Annotated in this window: 19 protein-coding genes; 9 read left to right on the plus strand and 10 right to left on the minus strand. The window is 74.5% G+C overall.

Features of this window, described 5'->3' with window-relative positions; all coding sequences use genetic code 11:
- Window positions 1–210: 210 nt before the first annotated feature.
- Window positions 211–888, minus strand: a complete 678-nt coding sequence (locus ABZ340_RS27000; protein ID WP_358784423.1) for an AIM24 family protein — start codon at window positions 886–888, stop codon at window positions 211–213.
- Between the two features lie 203 nt (window positions 889–1,091).
- Here ABZ340_RS27000 and ABZ340_RS27005 point away from each other — a divergent pair, with 203 nt between their 5' ends.
- Window positions 1,092–2,582, plus strand: a complete 1,491-nt coding sequence (locus tag ABZ340_RS27005; protein ID WP_358784424.1) for an MFS transporter — start codon at window positions 1,092–1,094, stop codon at window positions 2,580–2,582.
- A gap of 166 nt (window positions 2,583–2,748) precedes the next feature.
- Here ABZ340_RS27005 and ABZ340_RS27010 read toward each other — a convergent pair whose 3' ends face one another.
- Both ABZ340_RS27010 and ABZ340_RS27015 read right to left on the minus strand, forming a co-directional pair.
- Entirely contained in the window at window positions 2,749–3,981 is a 1,233-nt protein-coding gene (locus ABZ340_RS27010) for a DUF4032 domain-containing protein (protein ID WP_358784425.1), read from the minus strand.
- A gap of 9 nt (window positions 3,982–3,990) precedes the next feature.
- Complete coding sequence (locus ABZ340_RS27015) at window positions 3,991–4,737, minus strand: MBL fold metallo-hydrolase (protein ID WP_358784426.1); 747 nt, start codon at window positions 4,735–4,737, stop codon at window positions 3,991–3,993.
- 453 nt (window positions 4,738–5,190) lie between these two features.
- On the opposite strand from ABZ340_RS27015, the gene ABZ340_RS27020 reads away from it, so the two are divergent.
- The gene (locus ABZ340_RS27020; RefSeq protein WP_358784427.1) at window positions 5,191–6,864 is read left to right on the plus strand and encodes an FAD-binding dehydrogenase; all 1,674 of its coding nucleotides are present in this window, start codon (window positions 5,191–5,193) and stop codon (window positions 6,862–6,864) included.
- Between the two features lie 86 nt (window positions 6,865–6,950).
- On the opposite strand, the gene ABZ340_RS27025 is transcribed toward ABZ340_RS27020, so the two are convergent.
- A complete protein-coding gene (locus ABZ340_RS27025) occupies window positions 6,951–7,304 on the minus strand; it encodes a DUF488 family protein (protein WP_358784428.1) in 354 nt (117 codons plus the stop codon).
- 347 nt (window positions 7,305–7,651) lie between these two features.
- Between ABZ340_RS27025 and ABZ340_RS27030 the strand changes: the two genes are divergently transcribed.
- Window positions 7,652–8,101 (plus strand): DUF6098 family protein, encoded by a 450-nt coding sequence (locus tag ABZ340_RS27030; RefSeq protein WP_358784429.1) that lies wholly within the window; start codon window positions 7,652–7,654, stop codon window positions 8,099–8,101.
- A gap of 43 nt (window positions 8,102–8,144) precedes the next feature.
- On the opposite strand, the gene ABZ340_RS27035 is transcribed toward ABZ340_RS27030, so the two are convergent.
- A complete protein-coding gene (locus tag ABZ340_RS27035) occupies window positions 8,145–8,396 on the minus strand; it encodes a WhiB family transcriptional regulator (protein ID WP_358784430.1) in 252 nt (83 codons plus the stop codon).
- 195 nt (window positions 8,397–8,591) lie between these two features.
- Complete coding sequence (locus ABZ340_RS27040) at window positions 8,592–9,497, minus strand: LysR family transcriptional regulator ArgP (RefSeq protein WP_358784458.1); 906 nt, start codon at window positions 9,495–9,497, stop codon at window positions 8,592–8,594.
- A gap of 72 nt (window positions 9,498–9,569) precedes the next feature.
- On the opposite strand from ABZ340_RS27040, the gene ABZ340_RS27045 reads away from it, so the two are divergent.
- Complete coding sequence (locus ABZ340_RS27045; protein WP_358784431.1) at window positions 9,570–10,181, plus strand: LysE/ArgO family amino acid transporter; 612 nt, start codon at window positions 9,570–9,572, stop codon at window positions 10,179–10,181.
- A 118-nt stretch (window positions 10,182–10,299) separates the two neighbouring features.
- On the plus strand, window positions 10,300–11,622 hold the full coding sequence (locus ABZ340_RS27050) for an MFS transporter (protein WP_358784432.1): 1,323 nt from the start codon (window positions 10,300–10,302) through the stop codon (window positions 11,620–11,622).
- A gap of 22 nt (window positions 11,623–11,644) precedes the next feature.
- Here the strand turns inward: ABZ340_RS27050 and ABZ340_RS27055 are convergent, their stop codons facing one another.
- The 3 genes from ABZ340_RS27055 to ABZ340_RS27065 form a co-directional block, all read right to left on the minus strand.
- Complete coding sequence (locus tag ABZ340_RS27055) at window positions 11,645–12,100, minus strand: cyclic nucleotide-binding domain-containing protein (protein ID WP_358784433.1); 456 nt, start codon at window positions 12,098–12,100, stop codon at window positions 11,645–11,647.
- 276 nt (window positions 12,101–12,376) lie between these two features.
- On the minus strand, window positions 12,377–13,864 hold the full coding sequence (locus ABZ340_RS27060) for an aminotransferase class I/II-fold pyridoxal phosphate-dependent enzyme (protein ID WP_358784434.1): 1,488 nt from the start codon (window positions 13,862–13,864) through the stop codon (window positions 12,377–12,379).
- 90 nt (window positions 13,865–13,954) lie between these two features.
- Window positions 13,955–14,182, minus strand: a complete 228-nt coding sequence (locus ABZ340_RS27065; RefSeq protein WP_358784435.1) for a hypothetical protein — start codon at window positions 14,180–14,182, stop codon at window positions 13,955–13,957.
- Window positions 14,183–14,415: 233 nt separating this feature from the next.
- Here ABZ340_RS27065 and ABZ340_RS27070 point away from each other — a divergent pair, with 233 nt between their 5' ends.
- The 4 genes from ABZ340_RS27070 (at window position 14,416) to ABZ340_RS27085 (ending at window position 17,660) form a co-directional block, all read left to right on the plus strand.
- A complete protein-coding gene (locus tag ABZ340_RS27070) occupies window positions 14,416–14,859 on the plus strand; it encodes an ATP-binding protein (protein WP_358784436.1) in 444 nt (147 codons plus the stop codon).
- Between the two features lie 218 nt (window positions 14,860–15,077).
- A complete protein-coding gene (locus tag ABZ340_RS27075; protein WP_358784437.1) occupies window positions 15,078–15,944 on the plus strand; it encodes a SigB/SigF/SigG family RNA polymerase sigma factor in 867 nt (288 codons plus the stop codon).
- Window positions 15,945–16,348: 404 nt separating this feature from the next.
- Window positions 16,349–17,200: a DUF1206 domain-containing protein gene (locus ABZ340_RS27080; RefSeq protein WP_358784459.1), complete on the plus strand. Its 852-nt coding sequence runs from the start codon at window positions 16,349–16,351 to the stop codon at window positions 17,198–17,200.
- Between the two features lie 28 nt (window positions 17,201–17,228).
- On the plus strand, window positions 17,229–17,660 hold the full coding sequence (locus ABZ340_RS27085) for a hypothetical protein (RefSeq protein ID WP_358784438.1): 432 nt from the start codon (window positions 17,229–17,231) through the stop codon (window positions 17,658–17,660).
- Window positions 17,661–17,699: 39 nt separating this feature from the next.
- On the opposite strand, the gene ABZ340_RS27090 is transcribed toward ABZ340_RS27085, so the two are convergent.
- Window positions 17,700–19,946: an FUSC family protein gene (locus ABZ340_RS27090; protein ID WP_358784439.1), complete on the minus strand. Its 2,247-nt coding sequence runs from the start codon at window positions 19,944–19,946 to the stop codon at window positions 17,700–17,702.
- Window positions 19,947–20,037 lie beyond the last annotated feature (91 nt).

Raw genomic sequence — 20,037 nt, forward strand, 5'->3', positions numbered from 1 at the left:
TCCCTTCCCGGTCCGGTCCGGTGGACTTCGCCGCCCGCCGCCCGCCGCCCGCCGCCCGCCGCCCGCCGTCCGCCGTCCGCCGCCCGCCGTCCGCCGCCCGCCGTTCGCCGTCGGCTGTCGGCTGTCACCTGTCGGCCGTCCGCCGTCGGCTGTCACCTGTCGGCCGTCCGCCGTCCGCCGTCGGCCGTCCGCCGTCCGCGGGCCGGGACCTCAGTGCTGCTGCGCCTTCGGCGGTGCCGCCTCGCTGGGCCGGACGACGACGTACCCCTGCCCCCGGAGCATCAGCTGCACGGCCTCGCCCGAGCCGCCGCGCAGCATCGAGCCGAGGGACTGCGAGCGGTGCAGGGAGGTCTCCAGGCCCGCCGTCCAGCCGACGACCGCGTCCGTGTCGACGTACACCGGATCCTGCGGCGCGACGGGGATCACCAGCGGGTTGCCGTCGCACACCAGGCCCAGCCGGCCGTGCCCGGTGAAGACGCTGTTGAACAGGCCGCCACCGGCGATGCCGCCGCCCTTGACGGTCGCGATGCGGTACGACAGCGACGCGTCGAAGCACAGGACGTTGCGGCCGTTGACGGTGAACTCGTCCCCCGGGTCGACCTCGACGACGAAGCAGTTCTGAGCCTCGTGCGCGAACCATGCCTCGCCCCGGCCGCGCACCGCCATCAGCGGCAGTCCCTCCCCGGTGACGGCGCGCTTGAGCATGCCGCCCACGCCCTGGCCCTTGCGCTCGAACCGCAGATCGCCGCGGTAGGCGACCATCGCACCCTGCCGGGCGACCATCTCGCCGTCCACGGTGTACCGGATGCACTTGGCGTTCTGGACCGTCATGCCCGGCGCCGTGGCCGGCCGCACCAGGTGCTCGCTGGAAAAGAGGTCGCCCTTCATGGGGGCATCCTGTCGCGGCCGGCCCCCTTCCGCCAAGGCCGTCCCCGGTGGGGGCGGCCGGTCGCACCGCTCCCTAACCCCAGCTTCCGGCGAAGTCAACCGTTGACCTGTGGGTTCGCTGCTGCGATCTTGGCGGGCAGCACCTGGTAGCAAGCGCTTTCTGGCCGCTGTGCGGCCAGCCTCTCCGCGTCAAGGGGGACGCTATGACGGAACCCGCCCTGCCCACCGGGACCGGCACCGCGGTGCCGGCGCCCCCGTCCGCCGGCGCCGCGCGCCGGCCGCTCTTCTCCGGCCGCCACACCCACCTGTGGGGCTTCCTGCTCGCCGGCTGGGTGGTGAGTTACGCCGACCGGACGGTGACCGGACCGGTGGTCTCCTGGATGATCGAGAACAAGGCCGGCTTCATCGGCGACGCCACCCACCCGGCCGCCCTGGGCGGCCTGATCGGGTCGATGTTCTTCACCGGCTACATGCTCACCCAGTACGCGGGCGGACGGCTCGGCGACCGGTACGGGCACCGGGAGATGCTCGTCGTCTCGCTCCTCTGGGCCGGGCTGATGACCCTGGTGTCGGGTCTGGCCGGCGGGCTGATCGGGTTCGTGGTGGCCCGGGTGCTCACCGGGCTCGGCGAGGGCGTGTTCTACTCCAACGACCGGGTGCTGGTCATCGCACACACCCCGCCCCGTCGCCGCACCATGGGACTCGGCGTGGTCCTGTCCGGGCTGTCGATCGGCCTGACCGTGGGCGTGCTGGCCACCCCGCACCTCATCGACTGGGGCGCCGGCGCCTGGGACATGGGCGACCGCGCGTGGAGCATGCCGATGTACGTGTTCGGGGTCTGCTCCCTGCTGGTCGCGGCGGCGACCTGGGCCTTCTTCCGGGCCCGGGGCGACCGCCCGCTCCGGCTCGGGGCGCCCACCCTGCGGCTGATCCTCTACTCGGTCCCCGCCGCCGTCGCGATCACCGCGCTCTTCCTGGCGGCCGACGCGTTCGGCTGGCCCGAGTGGCTCACCGCGATCGGCTCGGGCGTGCTCTTCGCGGTGATGGTGACGGTCGTGGTGCGCGGCATCATGCGGTCCGGGCACGCGGCGGCCCTGCTCAACCGCGATGTCTGGCTGGTCCACATCGGTTTCGTCGCGGTCATGTGGAACCTGTGGTTCTTCTCGTTCTGGTCGGTGCAGATCGTCGCCGAGGCCGCCCACAGCAGCCTGACCGCCGCCGCCCTGACCGCCGCGTTCAACGCGGGCGCCGGCATCATCGGCTTCCCCGTCGGCGGCTGGATCGCCGACCGCCGGGTGCGGGCCGGCAAGGGCCGCAAGCCCCTTGCGGTGACCTGCGCGGCCGTCCACACCCTGCTGGCCACCGCGTTCGGCGTGAGCCTGCTCGTGGGCGAGCCGTCCCTGCTGCTGCTCGGCCTGATCCTGTTCTCCTCGGGCCTGTTCTTCAACGCCCTGCAGCCCATCGTCCACAGCATCCTGGGCGACCTGGCCGCCGAGGAGCACCGGGGTTCCCTCTTCGGCATGTTCAACCTGGTCGCCGAGATCGGCGCGGTGGCCAGCCCGGTCGTCAGCGGCGTCCTGCGCGACGTCACCGGAAGCTGGGCCCCCGGCGTCCTGACCGCGGCCGGCGTGATGGCCGTCGCGGTGGTGCTCTACTCCCTCGTACGGGAACGGGTGCCGGGCGCCGTCGCGTGAACCGCCGGGGCGCCCGGACCCGCCCCGGAGCCTTCCGCTCCCGGTCGCCCGGGCCGCCCGCGTGCGAGGACCGGACGCAGGACGTCCGGTACGTCCGGCCCGTTCGCGCCGACTGACGCCCCGTCGGGTCCCTGGGGACGGGGCACGGCGCCCGCGCGCCGCGGGCTCATTCCTCCGTCGGCCGCAGCGTCTCCCGTGCCTTGGGCAGGACGGTGCGGAGGTAGTCCTCGACGGCGGCGTCCAGGCCGATGTCGTGCTGGGCCCGCTCCGACAGGAACCAGCGGTGCTCCAGCAGCTCGTGGTAGATCTCGGCCGGGTCCATCGCGCCGCGCAGCTCCCGCGGCACCGCCCGCACGGTGGGCCGGAACACCTCCCGCACCCAGCGGTGGGCGAGGACTTCCGGGCGGGCGCCGAGGGGGTCGCCCGGGGCGTAGTCGTCCTGGGTGGCCATCCAGGACTCCAGGTCGTTCAGCAGCCGCCGGGCCTGGTTCTCCTCGGCGTCCAGGCCGGTCAGGCGCAGCAGTTGCCGCTGGTGGTGGCCCGCGTCGACGACCTTGGGCACGAAGGTGACCGTGTCGCCGTTCGAGGCGTGCTCGATCTGCATCTCCGCGACGTCGAAGCCGAGGTCGTTGAGCCGCCGGATGCGGCGTTCTATGTAGTGGTACTTGCCCGCCGGGTAGACCGAGGTGCGGGTCAGCTCCTCCCACAGGCCGTGGTAGCGGGCGCAGATCTCGGTGCCGAACTCGACCGGGTCGACGGAGGGGTGCAGCGCGCCGGACGCCTCCAGGTCGAGCAGCTCGCCGCTGATGTTCACCCGGGCCAGATCGAGGTCGTACGCGCGCTGCCCGTCGCTCAGCCGCGGGTGCAGCTCGCCGGTCTCGGCGTCGACGAGGTAGGCGGCGTAGGCGCCCGCGTCGCGCCGGAAGAGCGTGTTGGACAGGGAGCAGTCGCCCCAGGCGAACCCGGCCAGGTGCAGCCGTACCAGCAGCACGGCGAGGGCGTCCATCAGGCGGTGCATGGTGGCCGGGCGCAGGGTGGTCTCGAACATCGACCGATAGGGCATCGAGCCGCCCAGATGCCGGGTGACCAGGACCGGTTCCAGCGGCTCGCCGGCGGCGCCGGTGCGCCCGGTGACCACGGCCAGCGGGTCCACGGCGGGGATGCCCAGCCGGTCCAGGTCGCGCAGGAGCTCGTACTCGCGCAGCGCGGGCCGCCGGGCGAGCTCCTTGACGGCGACCACCTCGGTGCCCGCGCGGGCGTAGCGCACGACGTGGCGGGAGATGCCGCGCGGCAGCGGCACCAGGTACTTCTCCGGCCACTCCTCCAGGGGAAGCTGCCAGGGCAGTTCGAGCAGGACCGCGGGGTGCTCCGGATTGGTGGCGCTGATCTGCAAGGCCATGCCCCGACTCTAGAACGCCCGTTCGCGGGCCAGGTGTGCGGCCGCCGCGACCGGTCCCCGGTGGACGGGCCCGTGGCCGGGCAGCAGGACGTCGCCGTCGAGGCGGGCGAGGACGTCCAGGGAGGCCGCCGTCCCGGCGCGTTCGTGGTCGAACATGGCGGGCAGCAGCTGCGGTCCCCGGACCCGGGAGGTGGGGTGGCCGCTCACCAGGGCGTCACCGGAGACCACCACCCCGGCGTGCGGCAGGTGGTAGGCGCAGTGGCCGCGGGTGTGCCCGGGGGTGTGCACCGGCACGGGGCGGCCGGGCAGGTCCAGCGCGCCGGCCGCGGGGAACGGGCGCGGGTCGGCCACGGGGTTGTGGGCCGTGCCGCCGGAGCGCACCGCGTGCACCGCCCAGGGCAGCACGCCCGGCCGCCAGCCGTTGCGCAGGACCCGCCCGAGAGACACCTGGTGCAGGAACTCCCGGCGCGCGTGCGGGACTTCGGCCTCGTGCAGGAGGACGGGCGTGCCGTACGCGGCGCGCAGGTGCTCGGCGGAGCCCAGGTGGTCGTTGTGGGCGTGGGTGATCAGGACGGCCGCCACCGCCTCGGGGGAGGCGCCCACCGCCGCGAGCGAGCCGAGCAGCCGCTGCCGGTCCCCGGGGTAGCCGGTGTCGATCAGCGTCACCGCGTCCCCCTCCGTGAGGATCACCCAGTTGGTGTTGCTGCCGTGCACCAGGTAGGTGCCGTCGGCGACCTGCCGCATGTCCGCCCGCATCGCTCTTCCCCTGTCCCGGGAGCCGCTGTCCGACGGGGACAGCCAACCAGAAGCGGGCCGGCGCGTCCGCGGCGCGCGCCGTGCGGACGCGGTGGCGGGGCGCGCTTGCGGAGCCGTCCCCCGCGCACCGCGTCACGGGCCGGGGCGGCCCGGACGCCGGCCGTCTGCGCGCTCTGCCGCCGGGCCGTTCCGGTACACCGCCGTATCGGATACATTCCCGTACCGGACGGAGGCCGGGCCACGGCGGCGGGACGCGCGGCGGGGCGACCCGGACGTGCCCGCCGCCGACCGCGTCACCGGGGTCCCGCTTCCGGACCGGGACCGGCTGCCGGTGGAGACGGACGTGCCGGTGCCCGCCGCCCGAGCCCCGGACCCGGCCCGGACACCGCAGGAACACGGAGCACGCCCGCGCCGGGCGATCGCGCACGGGGCACGAGGAAAGGGACGGTCGCCATGGACGCCGACGTCATCGTCGTCGGAGCGGGACTCGCGGGCCTGGTCGCGGCCCACGAACTGACCAGCCGGGGCCGCCGGGTCGCGCTCGTCGACCAGGAGAACGCCGCCAACCTCGGCGGGCAGGCGTACTGGTCGTTCGGCGGGCTGTTCCTCGTCGGCAGCCCCGAGCAGCGGCGGCTGGGCGTCAAGGACTCCTTCGACCTGGCCTGGAACGACTGGCAGGGCAGCGCCGGCTTCGACCGTCTCGCGGACGAGGACTCCTGGGCGGTGCGCTGGGCACGCGCGTACGTCGAGTTCGCGGCGGGGGAGAAGCGGTCCTGGCTGGACGGGCACGGCATCACCTTCCTGCCCACCGTCGGCTGGGCCGAGCGCGGCGGCCTCACCGCCCACGGGCACGGCAACTCCGTGCCCCGCTTCCACATCGCCTGGGGGACCGGCACCGGGGTCGTGGAACCGTTCGTCCGCTACGCCCGGCAGGCCGCGCGGGACGGGCTGCTCACCTTCCACCACCGCCACCGGGTCGACGAGCTCGTCGTCGAGGGCGGCTCCGCGCGCGGCGTGCGCGGCACGGTCCTGGCCGAGGACGCCTCGCCCCGGGGCGTGGCCTCCAACCGCGACCCCGTCGGCGAGTTCGAGCTCACCGCGCAGGCCGTCGTCCTCACCACCGGCGGCATCGGCGCCGACCACGACCTCGTCCGCCGCCACTGGCCCGCACGCCTCGGCACGCCCCCGAAGGAGATGGTCACGGGCGTCCCCGCCTATGTCGACGGGCGGATGCTCGACATCAGCGCCCGGGCGGGCGTCCGCCTGGTCAACCGCGACCGCATGTGGCACTACACCGAGGGCCTGCGCAACTGGGACCCGATCTGGCCCGGTCACGGCATCCGCATCCTGTCCGGGCCGTCCCCGATGTGGTTCGACGCCCTCGGCCGCCGCCTGCCCGACCCGTGCCTGCCCGGCTACGACACCCTCGCCACCCTCGAGTACCTGCGCACCACCGAGGACATCGCCGGGTACGACCACTCCTGGTTCATCCTCACCCGGAAGATCATCGAGAAGGAGTTCGCCCTGTCGGGCTCCGAGCAGAACCCCGACATCACCGCCAAGGACCGCGGCGCGTTCCTGCGCGAACGCGTCCTCGGCAAGGGGGCGCCGGGACCGGTGGCCGCGTTCGTGCGCCACGGCGCCGACTTCGTGACCGCGCCCACGCTCGACCGGCTCGTCGACCGGATGAACGGGCTGACCGACGAACCGCTCCTCGACGCCGCGGAGATCCGTCGCCAGATCGAGGCCCGCGACCTGCAGTTGACCCACCCCTACGGCAAGGACGCCCAGGTCCAGGGCATCCGCAACGCCCGCCGCTACCTGGGCGACCGCCTCGGCCGCGTCGCCGCGCCGCACCGCGTCCTCGACCCGGCGGCGGGGCCCCTGATCGGCGTCAAGCTGCACATCCTCACCCGCAAGACCCTCGGGGGCATCCAGACCGACCTCGACTCCCGCGCCCTCGGGACCGACGGCAAGCCCGTCGAGGGCCTGTACGCGGCCGGCGAGGTCGCCGGCTTCGGCGGCGGCGGTGTGCACGGCTACAACGCCCTGGAGGGCACCTTCCTCGGCGGCTGCCTGTTCTCCGGGCGGGCGGCCGGACGGGCCGCGGCCCGGCAGACCGCCTGACCCGGGTGCCCGGCGCGCCCGTGCCCTGCGCGCTCACGTCCGGGGTGCCGGTGTCCGGCGTGCTCACGTCCGGGGTGCCGGTCTCCTCACTCCCCGCCGAGGAGGCGGGCCAGCACGGCCGCGTGGCTGGTCGCCGTGTCCCTGGAGGCGGTCAGCAGGGTCACCGGGCCCTCGCCGGCCAGCTCCCGCACCCGGTCGAGCGCCTCGGCGGCCTCGGGGGCGGCGAGCTCCGCCGCGTAGCGCTCGCCGAACTCCTCGTACGAGCCCTCGCCCCCGTGGTACCAGCGGCGCAGCTCCGTCGACGGCGTGAGCGCCTTGGGCCACTCGTCCACCCGCGCGGCGTCCTTCGCCAGACCGCGCGGCCACAGCCGGTCCACCAGCACGCGCACACCGTCCCCGGGCTCGGGCGGATCGTAGACGCGGCGGACGCGAACGCTCACGGCCGGGCTCCCTTCCGTGCCGGACTGCGCGCCGGACTCCGTGCCGGACGGCTCTGGCGCGAGCCTACGCCGGGCCCCGGGCGGGCGCCCTCCCGTACTGCGGGCCCGCGCGGCCGTACGGCGGGGGAGAGGGACGGGTTGCGGCGGAGGGCGGCCGGGCTGTGACGGAGGGCGGCCGGGCTGCGGCGGAGGGCGGCCGGGCTGTGACGGAAGACGGCCGGGCTGTGACGGAAGACGGCCGGGCTGTGGCGGAAGGCACTCGTCCGTTTCCCTCCGGGCCGTCGATTCCCTCCGGGCCGTGCGGGTACTCCGTCGGCCTGACGCGACAGAACGAGGGAGGTCAGGACATGAGCGGATCGGGCGACCTGCCGGTCGTGCGCACACTCGACGAACTCGCCGGCCTGGTCGAGCGGCACCAGGGCCTGTATGTGCGCTGGTCGCGGGGCCCGGAGACCGACCTCACCGACGTCTCCAGCAAGGACGAGCTCACCGGCACGCCCATGCCGGGCCTGTCCGCCAACCCCCTCGACGTGGAGGAGTGGTGGGAGGACCGGCCCGTCCGGGTGTGGGTGGCCCGGCGGCTGCACGACTACGCCCATCTGCCGCACGACAAGGGCCCCGGCGTCCGGCCCTGGGTGCTGGCCGGCCGGGAGACCGGCCGCGGACCCGACAACGAGCCGCTGGTGACCGACGCCCGGCCGCTGTGCTGGATCGGCTCCGAGGTCATCGAAGAGGCCCGGGCCGAGGTGGCCCGCCAGGAACACCCCTGGGGGCCGCTGCGCCGCACCGGACGCTGAGCGGCCCCCAGGGGACGAGGCGGATTCCAGGGGTCGTCCGCGATCAGCCCGAGCTCCTGCGTGTCGCGACGCGCCGCTTGAGCGCACGGCGTTCGGTCTCGCTCGTCCCGCCCCAGACACCGATGGACTGCCCGGTGCCGAGTGCCCATTGCAGGCACTGCTCCCGGACCGGACAGCGCCGGCAGACCGCCTTCGCCTGCTCGGTCTGCATCAGGGCCGGGCCCGAGGTGCCGACCGGGAAGAAGAGTTCGGGGTCCTCATGGCGGCACTCGGCGTGCTTTCGCCAGTTGTCCATCAAAGTCACCTGCGATCGAAGTCGTACGTGCCTCGTACACGAGTTGTGTGAGTCGCTTGCTCACGGGTCACCTGTCGGCGTGCGGATGAAACAGCCACAGGCCGCAAGAAATCCCGCGAACGCCCCTCAAGTGGGCCGAGGACGGGAAAACCGGCCGCGGCGTACCCCGAGGGCCGCGGGGCCGGCCACCGGCGGCTACTGCCGCAGGGCCCGGGACGCGGTCCGCGCCACCGCCTCCGCCACCGCGGCCAGGGCCGGTGAGTCGAGCCGCCACTGCTGCCAGTACAGGGGGACGTCGACCGTCCGGTCCGGGGCGAGGCCGACGAGCCGGCCGGTCCGCAGCAGCGGGTCCGCCTGGGCCTCGGGCACCATCCCCCAGCCCAGACCGGCGGCGATCGCCTCGACGAAGCCCTCCGGCGTGGGGACGGAGTGCCGCCCCGGGCTCGCGCCGCCCCGGCCGCGCCGCAGCCGGCGGACGAAGTCGTCCTGGAAGTCGTCCCGCCGGTCGAAGACCACCACGGGCGCCTCGGCGAGCACGTCCCGCAGCGGCCCGTCCAGGTGCCGCGCGGCGAACCCGGGCGCGGCCACGGGCACGTACCGCATCCGGCCCAGCGTCCGCACCGAGCAGCCCGGCACGGGGTCCGGCGACGAGGTCACCGCGGCCATCACCGTCCCCTCCCGCAGCAGCGCCGCCGTGTGGTCCTCGTCCTCGCGGCGCAGCTCGAAACAGAGCTCCGGCCCGCGCGGGACGGCGGTCAGCGCCCCGAGGAACCAGGTCGCCAGCGAGTCGGCGTTCACCGCCACCGAGACGCGGACCGGCTCCCCGGCGCCGCTCAGCCCCAGCTCGGCGTACGCGTCGTGCTCCAGCCGGGCCAGCTGACGGGCCAGCCGCACCAGCACCGCCCCGGACTCCGTCGGCCGCACCGGCTTGGTGCGCAGCAGCAGCACCCGGCCCGTGCGCTGCTCCAGCGCCTTCACCCGCTGGCTGACCGCGGACGGCGTCACGTGCAGCGCCGCGGCGGCCGCGTCGAACGTCCCCTCGTCCACCACCGCCAGCAGGGTCCGCACCTGGTCCAGCGGCAGCTCGGCCGCTCCCTCCATCTTCATGGCAGCTAATGGTAGGTAAGAATCTTTAGCTGTACGTCCAGTGATCGTCCGCCTAGCGTCGACGGCATGACCAACGCGCTCACCGCCGCGGCGGCCGGATTCGGCACCGGCCTGTCGCTCATCGTCGCCATCGGCGCCCAGAACGCCTTCGTCCTGCGCCAGGGGATCCGCCGCCACGCGGTCCTCGCCGTGGTGGGCATCTGCGCCCTGTCCGACGCCGTGCTCATCGCCCTCGGTGTCGGCGGGGTGGGCGCGGTGGTGGTGGCCTGGCCGGGCGCGCTCACCGCGGTGGGCTGGATCGGCGGCGCGTTCCTGATCGGCTACGGGGTCCTGGCCGCCCGGCGGGTGCTGCGGCCCGGCGCGCTCACCGCCGACGGCGCGGCGGCGGGCTCGCGTCGCCGGGCCGTGCTGACCTGTCTGGCGCTGACGTGGCTCAACCCGCACGTCTACCTCGACACCGTTTTCCTGCTCGGATCCGTCGCTGCCGACCGGGGCCCGCTGCGCTGGACCTTCGGGCTCGGCGCGGCGTGCGCCAGCCTGTGCTGGTTCGCCGCGCTCGGGTTCGGCGCCCGCTTCCTCGGCCGGTTCCTGGCCCGGCCCGCCTCCTGGCGCGTCCTGGACGCCCTGGTCGCCGTCGTCATGGTCACGCTGGGGGTCACGCTCGTCGCCGGAGCCTGAGACCGGAACCGGAACCGGAACCGGAACCGGAACCGGAACCGAAACCGGGAGCGGGGCGCGTCCGGTGCCCTGCGATAGTGAACCGAGCAGAAAGATGTAACGAGCATGTAGGAAGCGCGTGGACACGAGCGACAGCGGTACCGCACCCGGGGCACCGGCCCCCACCGAGACCTCCACCGAAACCCCCGCCGAGGCTCCGGCCCGGCGACGCGGCCGGCGACGCTGGGCGATGGACACCCGCCCCCTGCGCCGCCCGGCCTACCGCCGGCTGTGGGTCTCCACCGTCGTCACGGCGGTCGGCAGCCAGCTCACCGCCGTCGCCGTGCCCAAGCAGATCTACGACATCACCGGCTCCTCGGCCTGGGTGGGCTCCGCGAGCCTCGCCGGCCTGGTGCCCCTGGTGGTCTTCGCCCTGTGGGGCGGGGCGGTCGCCGACGCCATGGACCGCCGCAAGCTGCTGCTGATCACCAACACCGGCATAGCCGTCACCTCGCTGCTGTTCTGGCTGCAGGCGGTCACCGGGCTGGAGTCCGTGGCCGCCCTCATGCTGCTGCTGGCGCTCCAGCAGGCGTTCTGGGGCCTGAACGCGCCGGCCCGCAGCGCCTCCATCGCCCGCCTGGTACCGGAGGAGGAGCTGCCCGCCGCCAACGCCCTCGGCTCCACCGTCATGCAGACCGGCCAGGTGATCGGTCCCCTGCTGGCCGGCGTCCTCATCCCCGTCGTCGGCCTGCCCGAGCTGTATCTGATCGACGCCCTGGCCCTGTGCGTCACGGTGTGGGCGGTGCACCGGCTGCCGGCGCTGCCGCCCCTGTCCGGCGCGGGGACGCGGCGCGCGGGCCTGCGGGAGGTGCTGGCCGGCTTCCGCTACATCGCCGGGCACACCGTGCTGCTGCTGTCCTTCCTCGCCGACATCGTCGCCATGGTCCTCGGCATGCCCCGCGCCCTGTTCCCGCAGCTCGCCTCCCAGACGTACGCCTCCTACGGCGAAGGACTCGCCCTCGGCCTGCTGTACGCGGCCATCCCCGTCGGCGCCGTGCTCGGCGGGCTGTTCTCCGGCACGTTCTCCCGGGCCCGGCGGCATGGCTGGATGGTCATCGGCGCGGTCGTCGTCTGGGGCGCGGCCATCGCCGGCTCCGGGCTCGGCGGCAGCCTGTGGCTCGCGGTGGCCTTCCTCGCCGTCGCGGGCGTCGCCGACATGGTCTCCATGGTGTTCCGCGGCGCGATCCTGCTGTCCGCGGCGACCGACGAGATGCGCGGCCGGATGCAGGGCGTCTTCACCGTCGTCGTCGCGGGCGGTCCGCGCCTGGCCGACGTCCTGCACGGCACCGCCGGCTCGGCCTTCGGCACCCGCACCGCCGTCGCGGGCGGCGGACTGCTCGTCGTCGCCGTGATGCTGGCCCTGGCCTTCGCCGTCCCGGCGCTGCGCCGCTACCGCGTCTGACGCCCGCGACGCCTCCGCCGTCTCACAGGGAGCCGCGCCGGTGCAGGGCGTACTGCTCCATGAGCTGGCCCCGGGTCATCTCCAGCCGGTGGGCGAGGATCTCGGCGACGGACCGCACCAGCGTCAGCCCGAGCCGGGGATCCTCGTCGCACAGCGCGAGCACCGCCGCCGCGTCGAACTCGTAGGCCCGTACGGGGCTGAAGGCCTCGGCGCCGAAATCCCACCGGTACGGCGGGAACAGCCAGGACCAGCCGAGGAGGTCGCCGGCGCCCAGACTCGCCACCGTCGCCTGTTGCAGGGACGACACCCGCTGAGTGAGGGAGACGGCGCCGGAACGGAGCACCCAGAAGCGGTCGGCCGTGCCGCCCGGCTCGAAGATGCGGGTGTCCTCCGGGAAGGACACCTCCCGGGCGAGCTCCATCAGGCGTCCGCGCTGCGGTGGCGGAAGGGCGGTGAGCAGTTTGATCGCTTTGGTCATGGCGCGGGGCTCCTCGCCGGGAGGGGGCTGCTGCCCGGTGCTTTCCCTACGCCCATTTCAGCGGCTGCGGACGCCCTGAGCACCTCGGCGGACGGCGGTTTTTGGCGAGCTTCGGGCCAGGACGTGAAAAGGCCCTGGCTGGACGGGGGGAACCAGCCAGGGCCGTGAGCGGTGACGCCGGAGGACTGCTGAGGTCGACTCCGCCGCCACGTGTTGATGAACGCTAAACCATTTGTGGCCGTGCCGTGAAATCGAGAGCGGGACGCGTGACTTGTCTCACTCGGCCGCGCCCGCGCCCGGGCCGGCGACCCGGACCGTCTCCAGCGCCGGATCGCTCGGGTCGGGAAGGTACATGCCGGCCTCCAGACCGCCGCGCAGGTACCGCAGCACCGGCTCGGTCAGCCGCTCGCCGGGCAGGACCGCCGGGATGCCGGGCGGATACGGCGTGATCATCTCCGCCGCGACGCGGCCCGCCGCACGGCTCAGCGGCACGTCCTCGGTGGGCCCGAAGAACGCGTCCCGGGGCAGCGCCGCCTGTTCCATCCGCAGCCCGGACGGCGACGGCACCTCCACCCGGGGAGCGGGAGCCAGGCCGGGGGCCGCGCGGGCGAGGTCCTTCAGCGCGGCGAGCAGCTCCCCGGCGGTCTCCCGGTCGTCACCGAGGGTGATCTGGGTGCCGATGCGCCGGTGGTCCGTCAGGTGCGCGATCAGGTTCCGGTGCCCGCGCAGCCAGTCGGCCGCCTGGAAACCCGTGATGCCCAGCCCGCCGAGGTCGATGACGACGGGCAGCGGATCGAAGTCGTCGGCCCCGCCCGGGCCGCAGTAGTCGCCGCGGCCGTCCACGTGCAGGCCGTCGATCTCCTCGACGGCCGCGCGGACCTCGGCGGCGAGATCCAGCGTGGCCCCCATGATCTCCCGCCCGCGCAGCACCATCTGCCGGCGCCAGCCGTCGAGCCCGGCGAAGATCAGCGCCGACGGGCTCGTGGTGCCCAGCAGGTCCGCGCGCATCCCCAGCAGCTTCGGCGGGACGAGGCCGCCCCGCAGATGGAAGACGGAACCCTGCTCCAGACCGCTGCCCATCTTGTGGATGCTGGTGACGCAGATGTCGGCGCCCGCGTCCATCGCCCAGGAGGGCAGGTCCGGATGGAAGGGCAGATGCGCGCCCCACGCCTCGTCGACGATCAGCGGCAGCGAACGCCGGTGGCAGACCTCGGCGACGGCCCGCAGGTCCGCGCAGGCCCCGTACGGCGTCGGGCTGGTGATCAGGGCGCCCTTGGCGTCCGGATGCGCGGCGAACGCCGCTTCGTACTCCTCGGCGGACGGCGGATGGGCCAGATGCCGCTCGGGGTCCCACCGCGGCTCCACCCACACCGGCTCGATGCCGGACAGGATCAGACCCGACACCACCGACTTGTGGGCGTCCCGCCCGACCAGCAGCTTCTCGTGCGGTCCGGCGACCGCCAGCATCGCCGCCTTCACCGACAGGGAGCTCCCGCAGGTCGAGAAGAACGTGTGGTCGGCGTGGACCGCGTCGGCCATCAGCTCCTGCGCCCGCTGCAGCACCCGGTTGCGGGTGAGCCGGTCGTCGAGCCCGCCGGTCGCCAGGACGTCGCCGAGGAAGACGGCGTCGCCGAGCACCTCGCGCACCGCGGGATCCGCGCCGCGTGCCTGCTTGTGCCCGGGCGGCGTGAACGACAGCCGCCCCTCACGGCGGTAGTCGGCGAGTGCTTCCAGGACCGGTGCGCGGGTGTGATCGGCTGCCATGCCGGAGCGGGTGCCCGGCACCGGCCGCCGCCAATCGGCCCGTGACCGGACGGGCGAGGCCGCCGGGCCCCTTCCTGCCTCCGCCTCCTGTCAGCCGTCGGCGCCGGCCGTGCGCCGACCCGGTGTCAGCACCTCGTCCAGCACCCGGATCACCGTCTCGTAGGCCACCGTCCGGACGGCCGCCTCACGGGCCGCCTCCGGGTCGGCCGACCTGAGCTCGTCGTGCCGCGCCCGCCACGTCCGCTCCTCCCTGGCCGCGCAGGCCCTCGCGCGTTGCATCCGCCGCATCAGTTCATCGGAGTCCACCACATCGGTCATGTCCTTCCGCGTACCCCGGCACGGCCCCGGAATGGCGGTTGCTCCATGCGAGCGCCCGCAGGTTTGGGGGTGCGCACAGAGGTCAGCCGGAGAACAGGACCCCGCCGCGCCCGGGCGGCGAACGGTGAACCGACGGCCCGGGCGGGCGAACCCGTGCCGGCGGACACGCCCGTACGGCCGCCGCGGGTGTGGCCGGATCCGGTATCTCGTCCCGCCGACCAGGGAGCTGACGGATGCGTGAGAGGCACACGACCGAAACCGCCGTCGAACGGCACGGCACGGACCGCGCCCGGCAGCCACGGCCGGGCAAACCCGCCGAGGCGCGCCGGGCCGTGGAGCGCGCCGTCACCGAGCGCTGCCGCGCCACCCGGACCCCGTGCGACGCGGACGCGCTGTCGGACGCCGTGCTCGTCGCCTCCGAACTGACCACCAACGCGATCCTGCACGGCGGCGGCCTCACGGACTTCCGGGTCGACGTCGACGGGCCGAGCGTCCGGCTCTCGGTGAGCGACCGCAGTGACGCACTGCCGGTCGTGAGGGAGCCGACCGACCCCCAGGGCCGCCGGCGGGCCGGCGGCCGGGGCTGGCCGATCGTCTGCCGGCTGGCGCGTGACGTACGGGTGTCCGACCTGCCGTCGGGCGGCAAATGCATCACCGTGGTGGTTCCGCTGGTCTGAGGTGGCCCGAGGCCCCGCTCAAGCGCTTCCCGGGTGCTTTTGCGAAAAGCGGAGTTTGTTCCACCGGGGTGAGGGCAGATGCAGTTTCGTGCTTCGGACCGGAGGCGCAGCAGCGGGAGCGGTGTGGCTGCCCCGGGCCCTCCAGGCAGCGCGGACAGCCCTTCTTCCATCGCCTCCCGCGGCAAGTCCCTGAGACCACCGTTCAGGAGCGAATCCGCATGCTCATCGATACGCCGACCAGCCGTCCCGGTACGCCCGAGTCCGAGTCCGCGACCACCCCCGCCCGCCGGCGGCACGACGACGCCCCCGACACCGCCGCCCTCTTCGCCAAGCTGGCCTCCCTGGAGGACGGGCCCGAGCGCGACGCCGTCCGCGACGAACTCGTCACGGCCTGGCTGCCCATGGCGCACCGGATCGCCGGACGCTTCCGCGACCGCGGGGAGTCCGTCGAGGACCTGCGGCAGGTGGCGGCGCTGGGGCTCGTGAAGGCCATCGACCGCTTCGACCCGGAGCGGGGAGCCTTCGAGAGCTACGCCGTCCCCACCATCACCGGCGAGGTCAAGCGGCACTTCCGGGACCGGATGTGGGCCCTTCGGGTGCCCCGCCGCGTGCAGGAACTGCGCAACAAGGTGCGCGTGGCGCGCCGTGAACTCACCCAGAGCCCGGGCAGCCCGGAACCCTCGGTGGCGGACATCGCCGCCCACACGGGGCTGACGGAGGAAGAGGTCAGTGCCGGAATGGAGGCGCTGGAAAGCTTCAGCACGCTGTCGCTGGACGCCGAGCTGTCGGCCGGCGACGACGGCTACAGCCTCGCCGACACCCTCGGCGCGGCGGACTCCTCGTACGACGTCGTGATCGACCGCGAATCCGCCAAGGAGGGCCTGCGCCGCCTGCCCGAGAGGGAGCGGGCCATTCTCTACATGCGTTTCTTCGAGGACATGACGCAGAGCCGGATAGCGGACCGGCTCGGGATCTCCCAGATGCACGTCTCCCGCCTCATCAGCCGCAGCTGCGCCCGGGTGCGGGACGAGGCGATGGGGCAGCGGCCGGGCCGCAGGCCCACGGGCGAGCGGCCGTCGGCCTGACAGCGCGTCCGCGGCGCCCTCCTGTCCCGGACCCGCCGCCCGCCCCCGCCCACGGGCCCGCTCCGGGCCCTGTCCACGCGCCCGCTCCGGCATCCGTCCACGGGCCCCCGAGCCCCGTCTGTGGACCTGCCCGGGGACGGACACGACCCGTGCCGTGACGAGTACGGTCCGTTCTCCCCAGGCCCCCAGGCCCCTCAGGTCCCCCGGGCCCCTCCCGCGGCGGCCGGCTCCTGTGCGGCCGGCCGCCGCGTCGGCGTGCCCGCGCCCGGAGCCCCGCCCGGAGCCCTCGCCCCGCACGGCACCGGACCCCGGGCCCGCGGTGTGCGCCGGGCGAGCCGGGGCATCCGGACCCTCGTGTCCGGGAGGGGAGGAGCGACATGAACGGCTTGAACGGTTTGAACGGCATGAAGACGCGGTCCGCGGCGCGCACCGGCCGCAGCCGGGCCCGGCGTGCGGCGAACGGCTCGGTCGCGGAGGGAGCCGCGCGGGCGGGACTCGCCGCCCGGGGAGTGATCTACCTGCTGGTCGGTCTCCTGGCCCTGCGGATCGCCTTCGGCGACGGACGGCGGCAGGCCGACCGCGGCGGCGCCCTCGCCGAGCTGGCGGACCGGCCGTTCGGCGCCGTCCTGCTGTGGGCGCTGGGCGCCGGCCTCGTCGGCATGGCGCTGTGGCGGCTGTCCGAGGCGCTCTTCGGCGCTGTCGGGCCCGACGGCCGCAAGGCGAAGAAGCGGCTGGCCTCCGCGGCCCGCTGCGTCTTCTACGGCTTCGTCGCCTACTCGGTCCTGGCGTTCGCCGCGCGCCCCGGCGGCACCTCGGGCGGCGGCGCGGGCGGATCCGGCGACCGGCAGTCCCGCGACGTCACGGCCAGGGTGCTGGAGGCGCCCGCCGGGCAGTGGGCCGTGGGAGCGGCCGGCGCGGCGATCGTCGTCGCCGGGGTGGTGATCGGCGTCCAGGCGCTGCGCCGCAGCTACCGCAAGAAGCTGAAGCCGGGAGAGCTGACGCCCTGGGCCCGGCGCCTGGTGGATGTCACGGGCGTCGGCGGGGGAGTGGCGCGCGGGCTGGTGTTCGCCGCGGCGGGCGCCTTCGCCGTACGCGCCGCGGTCGACTACCGGCCGCAGGAGGCCAAGGGCCTGGACGACACCCTGCGCTCCTTCGCCGGCACGCCCCTCGGCCCCTGGCTGCTGGCCTGCGTCGCGGCGGGCCTGGTCCTGTTCGGCGTCTTCTCCTTCGCGCTCGCCCGCTGGCGTCGCGTCTGAGCCGCGCGGCACGGGGAACACGGGAGGGATGAACGAACACGAGATCCCGCCGGAGGGCCGTCCCGTGGACGTCTACCTCGACCTTCTGCGTATCCGGATGGACACCGAGGACTACCGGATGCTGCTCAACGTCGTGGAGCCGGTCCTGCGGGCCATCGACGAGCACCAGCTGCCCACCATCGACTTCTCCCTGGACGGGGCGGAGGCCGACGAGCTGCCCCAGGAGATCCGCGAGGAGGCGGCCCTGGTCATCGCCACCGCCGTCACCGGCCGCCTGGACAACGAGGTGGTCGAGATCACCACCGAGGAGACCGGCCCGGTCCGGGTCGTCACCGACGCCGCCACCGCCTCCGACCCCGACCGGCTCGGCGAGATCGCCGACTTCCTCAGGGACCGTCACCGCCAGAACGAGGAACTGCGCGGCATCGCCGAGGCCAGCGGCCTGCCCACCGACTTCTGACCCCGCCGTCCTCCGGGCACGGCCCCCGGCCGCACCGCGTCACCGCTTCGGTGGTGCCACGGGCACGCCCAGCGGCCGGGCCAGGCCCGCCACCGCCTCGTCCAGGCGCTCCAGGTGCCGCAGCACACGGCCGGTGATACGGCCGTAACGGGGCGTCCCGTCGGCGTCCGGCTCCAGCAGCGAGGCGATGCTCGGCCCGGTCTCGACCGCCACCTCGGCGTGCTCGTCGGCCAGGTGCGCGGCGATCGCGCCGATGTTGCGCACGGTGCGCCGCACGGCCCCGCGCAGCCGCGGGTCGGCCGCGATCGACGGATGGGTCGGCAGCAGCTCCGCCGTCGCGGCCAGGGACCGCGCGTGGTAGGCGCAGGTCTCCAGCAGGGCCACCACGTAGCGCGCGGTGTCGCGGCGGGCCCGCAGCGGCGTGACCGGGTGGGTGAGCGGCTGCGTGGCGGACCGGAGGTCGCCCAGCGCCTGGTCCAGGTCCCGGGCCCGGTCCAGGAGGTCGGCCGCGGGGCCGCCGCTGAGCTGCTCGACGGCGCCCTCGGTGACGTCGGTGAGCCGCTCCAGCACCGTGCCCAGCAGCTCGTTGGTGCGGCGGTCGGTGTGGATCGGCAGCACCAGCGCCGCCGCGATCACCCCGCAGGCCGCCCCGAGCGCCGTCTCCTCGATGCGCAGCAGCAGCACCGAGGCGCTGTAGGTGTGCAGCAGCGTGTACAGCAGCCCCAGCATCGCCGTGACGAAGAACGACATCAGGGTGTACGACAGCGGCGCCGTGTAGAACATCGCGAAGATGAAGACCAGCACCAGCGCGAACGCCGTCCACGTGTGCTGCCCGACCAGCCCGGCCAGCACGATGCCGGCCACCACCCCGAACACGGTCCCCAGCAGCCGGCGGTAGCCCTTGACGAGGATCTCGCCGGTGGAGGCGGTGTTGAGGAAGACGATCCAGCAGGTGAGCACCGCCCAGTACCAGCGCTGCGCGGACAGCAGCTCACCGCCCACGATCGCCAGCGACGAGCCGACGGCGACCTGCACCGCCGCCCGCGTGGTGGGCCGCCGCAGCCCCGTCTCCTCCTCGGCCGCGGTCTCCTCCTCACCGGCGTCGATGGCGGCGTCCTCGGCGTCCAGCTCCTCGCGGGAGCGGGTCGTCGCCGGGCTGTCGTCCGACTCGTCCGGCGCCCCGCCGAAGGCGATCCGCAGGCCCAGCACCGCGCGGGCGGTCTCGCCGACGGCGCGGAAGACGTCCTGGACGACGGGGGCGGCCGGCGGCAGGTTCTCCTCGTCGCGGTAGCCGAGCAGCCGGTTGCGCACGTGCGCCAGCGCCGTCCCCGTGTGCTCGGCGGGCGGCCGCAGGACCAGCGCGCGCAGCGCCTCCAGGTCGCGCCGCAGCGTCGCCGTGGCCTCGTCCGGCGGGGCCGGCCGGCGCATCGACGGGGCGGGGGCGCCCGGGAGGTGCATGGTCAGGGTGTCCGCCCGCTCGGCGCTGCGCGCGGTCAGCAGCAGCAGACCGAGCCGCTCGGCGGCGATCTCGGCATCCGCGACGCGGCGCTGCACCAGACGCGCCACGGACTCGTCGGGCGTCCCCTCCTCCAGCCGGGCCTGGATCATCAGCGCCGTCTCGTGCAGCCGCGCGGTCCCGGCGCGTACGTCCTCCAGTACGTCGTCGATGTCGTCCGGCCCGGCGTCCAGCAGCTCCAGCTGCGCCGTGAGCAACTGGGCCAGCCGGGCGCGGAAGGCCTGCCGCAGCCGCTGGAGGATCCCTGCGGGCGTCGCCGGCACGACGGCGAACCGCACCACGGCACTGCACGCGAACGCGACGGCGATGGCGCCGCACACCCGCGGCAGCGTCGCGACCGTCGCGCCGACGAACAGGGACAGGAAGTAGATCTGGAAGCCGATCAGGCCGAGCGCGGTGCCGCGGTCGCCGAACCGGCGGGCGTAGACCGCGCAGAAGATCAGGACGACGAAGAAGGCGTCACCGACGACGACCCGCTGGTTGAGCAGCGCGCCCAGCGACACCGAGGCCAGCGCCACCGGCAGGCCGAGCGCGAGCGTGACGGCCTGCGCGCCGGGCTGCTTCTCCCTGATGGCGAAGGTGGCGACCATCGCCGCCATCGCCCCGGCCACCAGATGGGTGACGGGCGCCCGCAGCAGGGCGAGCACCGCCAGCGCCAGCGCGATGGCGCCCACCGTCCGCAGACCGGCCGTCAGCCGCAGCAGCCCCGGGTCGGACGCGGCGATGCGGTCCCGCAGACGTGTCCGGCCCGAACGTCCCGCTGCCCTCACCCCGCCGTACTCTCTCCCGTTTCACACGCGTCACATGCGCTTCTCGCTACGCGATCTTCCTTCCCAGGATCGCATGCCGCCGGCACCGGCC

The organism is Streptomyces sp. NPDC006134 (assembly GCF_040628835.1).
Lineage (GTDB): Bacteria > Actinomycetota > Actinomycetes > Streptomycetales > Streptomycetaceae > Streptomyces.

Bases quoted from the DNA above. Each gene is read 5' to 3' on its own strand.
- ABZ340_RS27045 (WP_358784431.1), top strand. From the start codon at position 9,570: ATGACCAACGCGCTCACCGCCGCGGCGGCCGGATTCGGCACCGGCCTG.
- ABZ340_RS27030 (WP_358784429.1), top strand. From the start codon at position 7,652: ATGAGCGGATCGGGCGACCTGCCGGTCGTGCGCACACTCGACGAACTC.
- ABZ340_RS27000 (WP_358784423.1), bottom strand. From the start codon at position 888: ATGAAGGGCGACCTCTTTTCCAGCGAGCACCTGGTGCGGCCGGCCACG.
- ABZ340_RS27035 (WP_358784430.1), bottom strand. From the start codon at position 8,396: ATGGACAACTGGCGAAAGCACGCCGAGTGCCGCCATGAGGACCCCGAA.
- ABZ340_RS27020 (WP_358784427.1), top strand. From the start codon at position 5,191: ATGGACGCCGACGTCATCGTCGTCGGAGCGGGACTCGCGGGCCTGGTC.
- ABZ340_RS27040 (WP_358784458.1), bottom strand. From the start codon at position 9,497: ATGGAGGGAGCGGCCGAGCTGCCGCTGGACCAGGTGCGGACCCTGCTG.
- ABZ340_RS27065 (WP_358784435.1), bottom strand. From the start codon at position 14,182: ATGACCGATGTGGTGGACTCCGATGAACTGATGCGGCGGATGCAACGC.
- ABZ340_RS27010 (WP_358784425.1), bottom strand. From the start codon at position 3,981: ATGGCCTTGCAGATCAGCGCCACCAATCCGGAGCACCCCGCGGTCCTG.
- ABZ340_RS27085 (WP_358784438.1), top strand. From the start codon at position 17,229: ATGAACGAACACGAGATCCCGCCGGAGGGCCGTCCCGTGGACGTCTAC.
- ABZ340_RS27005 (WP_358784424.1), top strand. From the start codon at position 1,092: ATGACGGAACCCGCCCTGCCCACCGGGACCGGCACCGCGGTGCCGGCG.
- ABZ340_RS27080 (WP_358784459.1), top strand. From the start codon at position 16,349: ATGAAGACGCGGTCCGCGGCGCGCACCGGCCGCAGCCGGGCCCGGCGT.
- ABZ340_RS27060 (WP_358784434.1), bottom strand. From the start codon at position 13,864: ATGGCAGCCGATCACACCCGCGCACCGGTCCTGGAAGCACTCGCCGAC.
- ABZ340_RS27055 (WP_358784433.1), bottom strand. From the start codon at position 12,100: ATGACCAAAGCGATCAAACTGCTCACCGCCCTTCCGCCACCGCAGCGC.
- ABZ340_RS27075 (WP_358784437.1), top strand. From the start codon at position 15,078: ATGCTCATCGATACGCCGACCAGCCGTCCCGGTACGCCCGAGTCCGAG.
- ABZ340_RS27015 (WP_358784426.1), bottom strand. From the start codon at position 4,737: ATGCGGGCGGACATGCGGCAGGTCGCCGACGGCACCTACCTGGTGCAC.
- ABZ340_RS27070 (WP_358784436.1), top strand. From the start codon at position 14,416: ATGCGTGAGAGGCACACGACCGAAACCGCCGTCGAACGGCACGGCACG.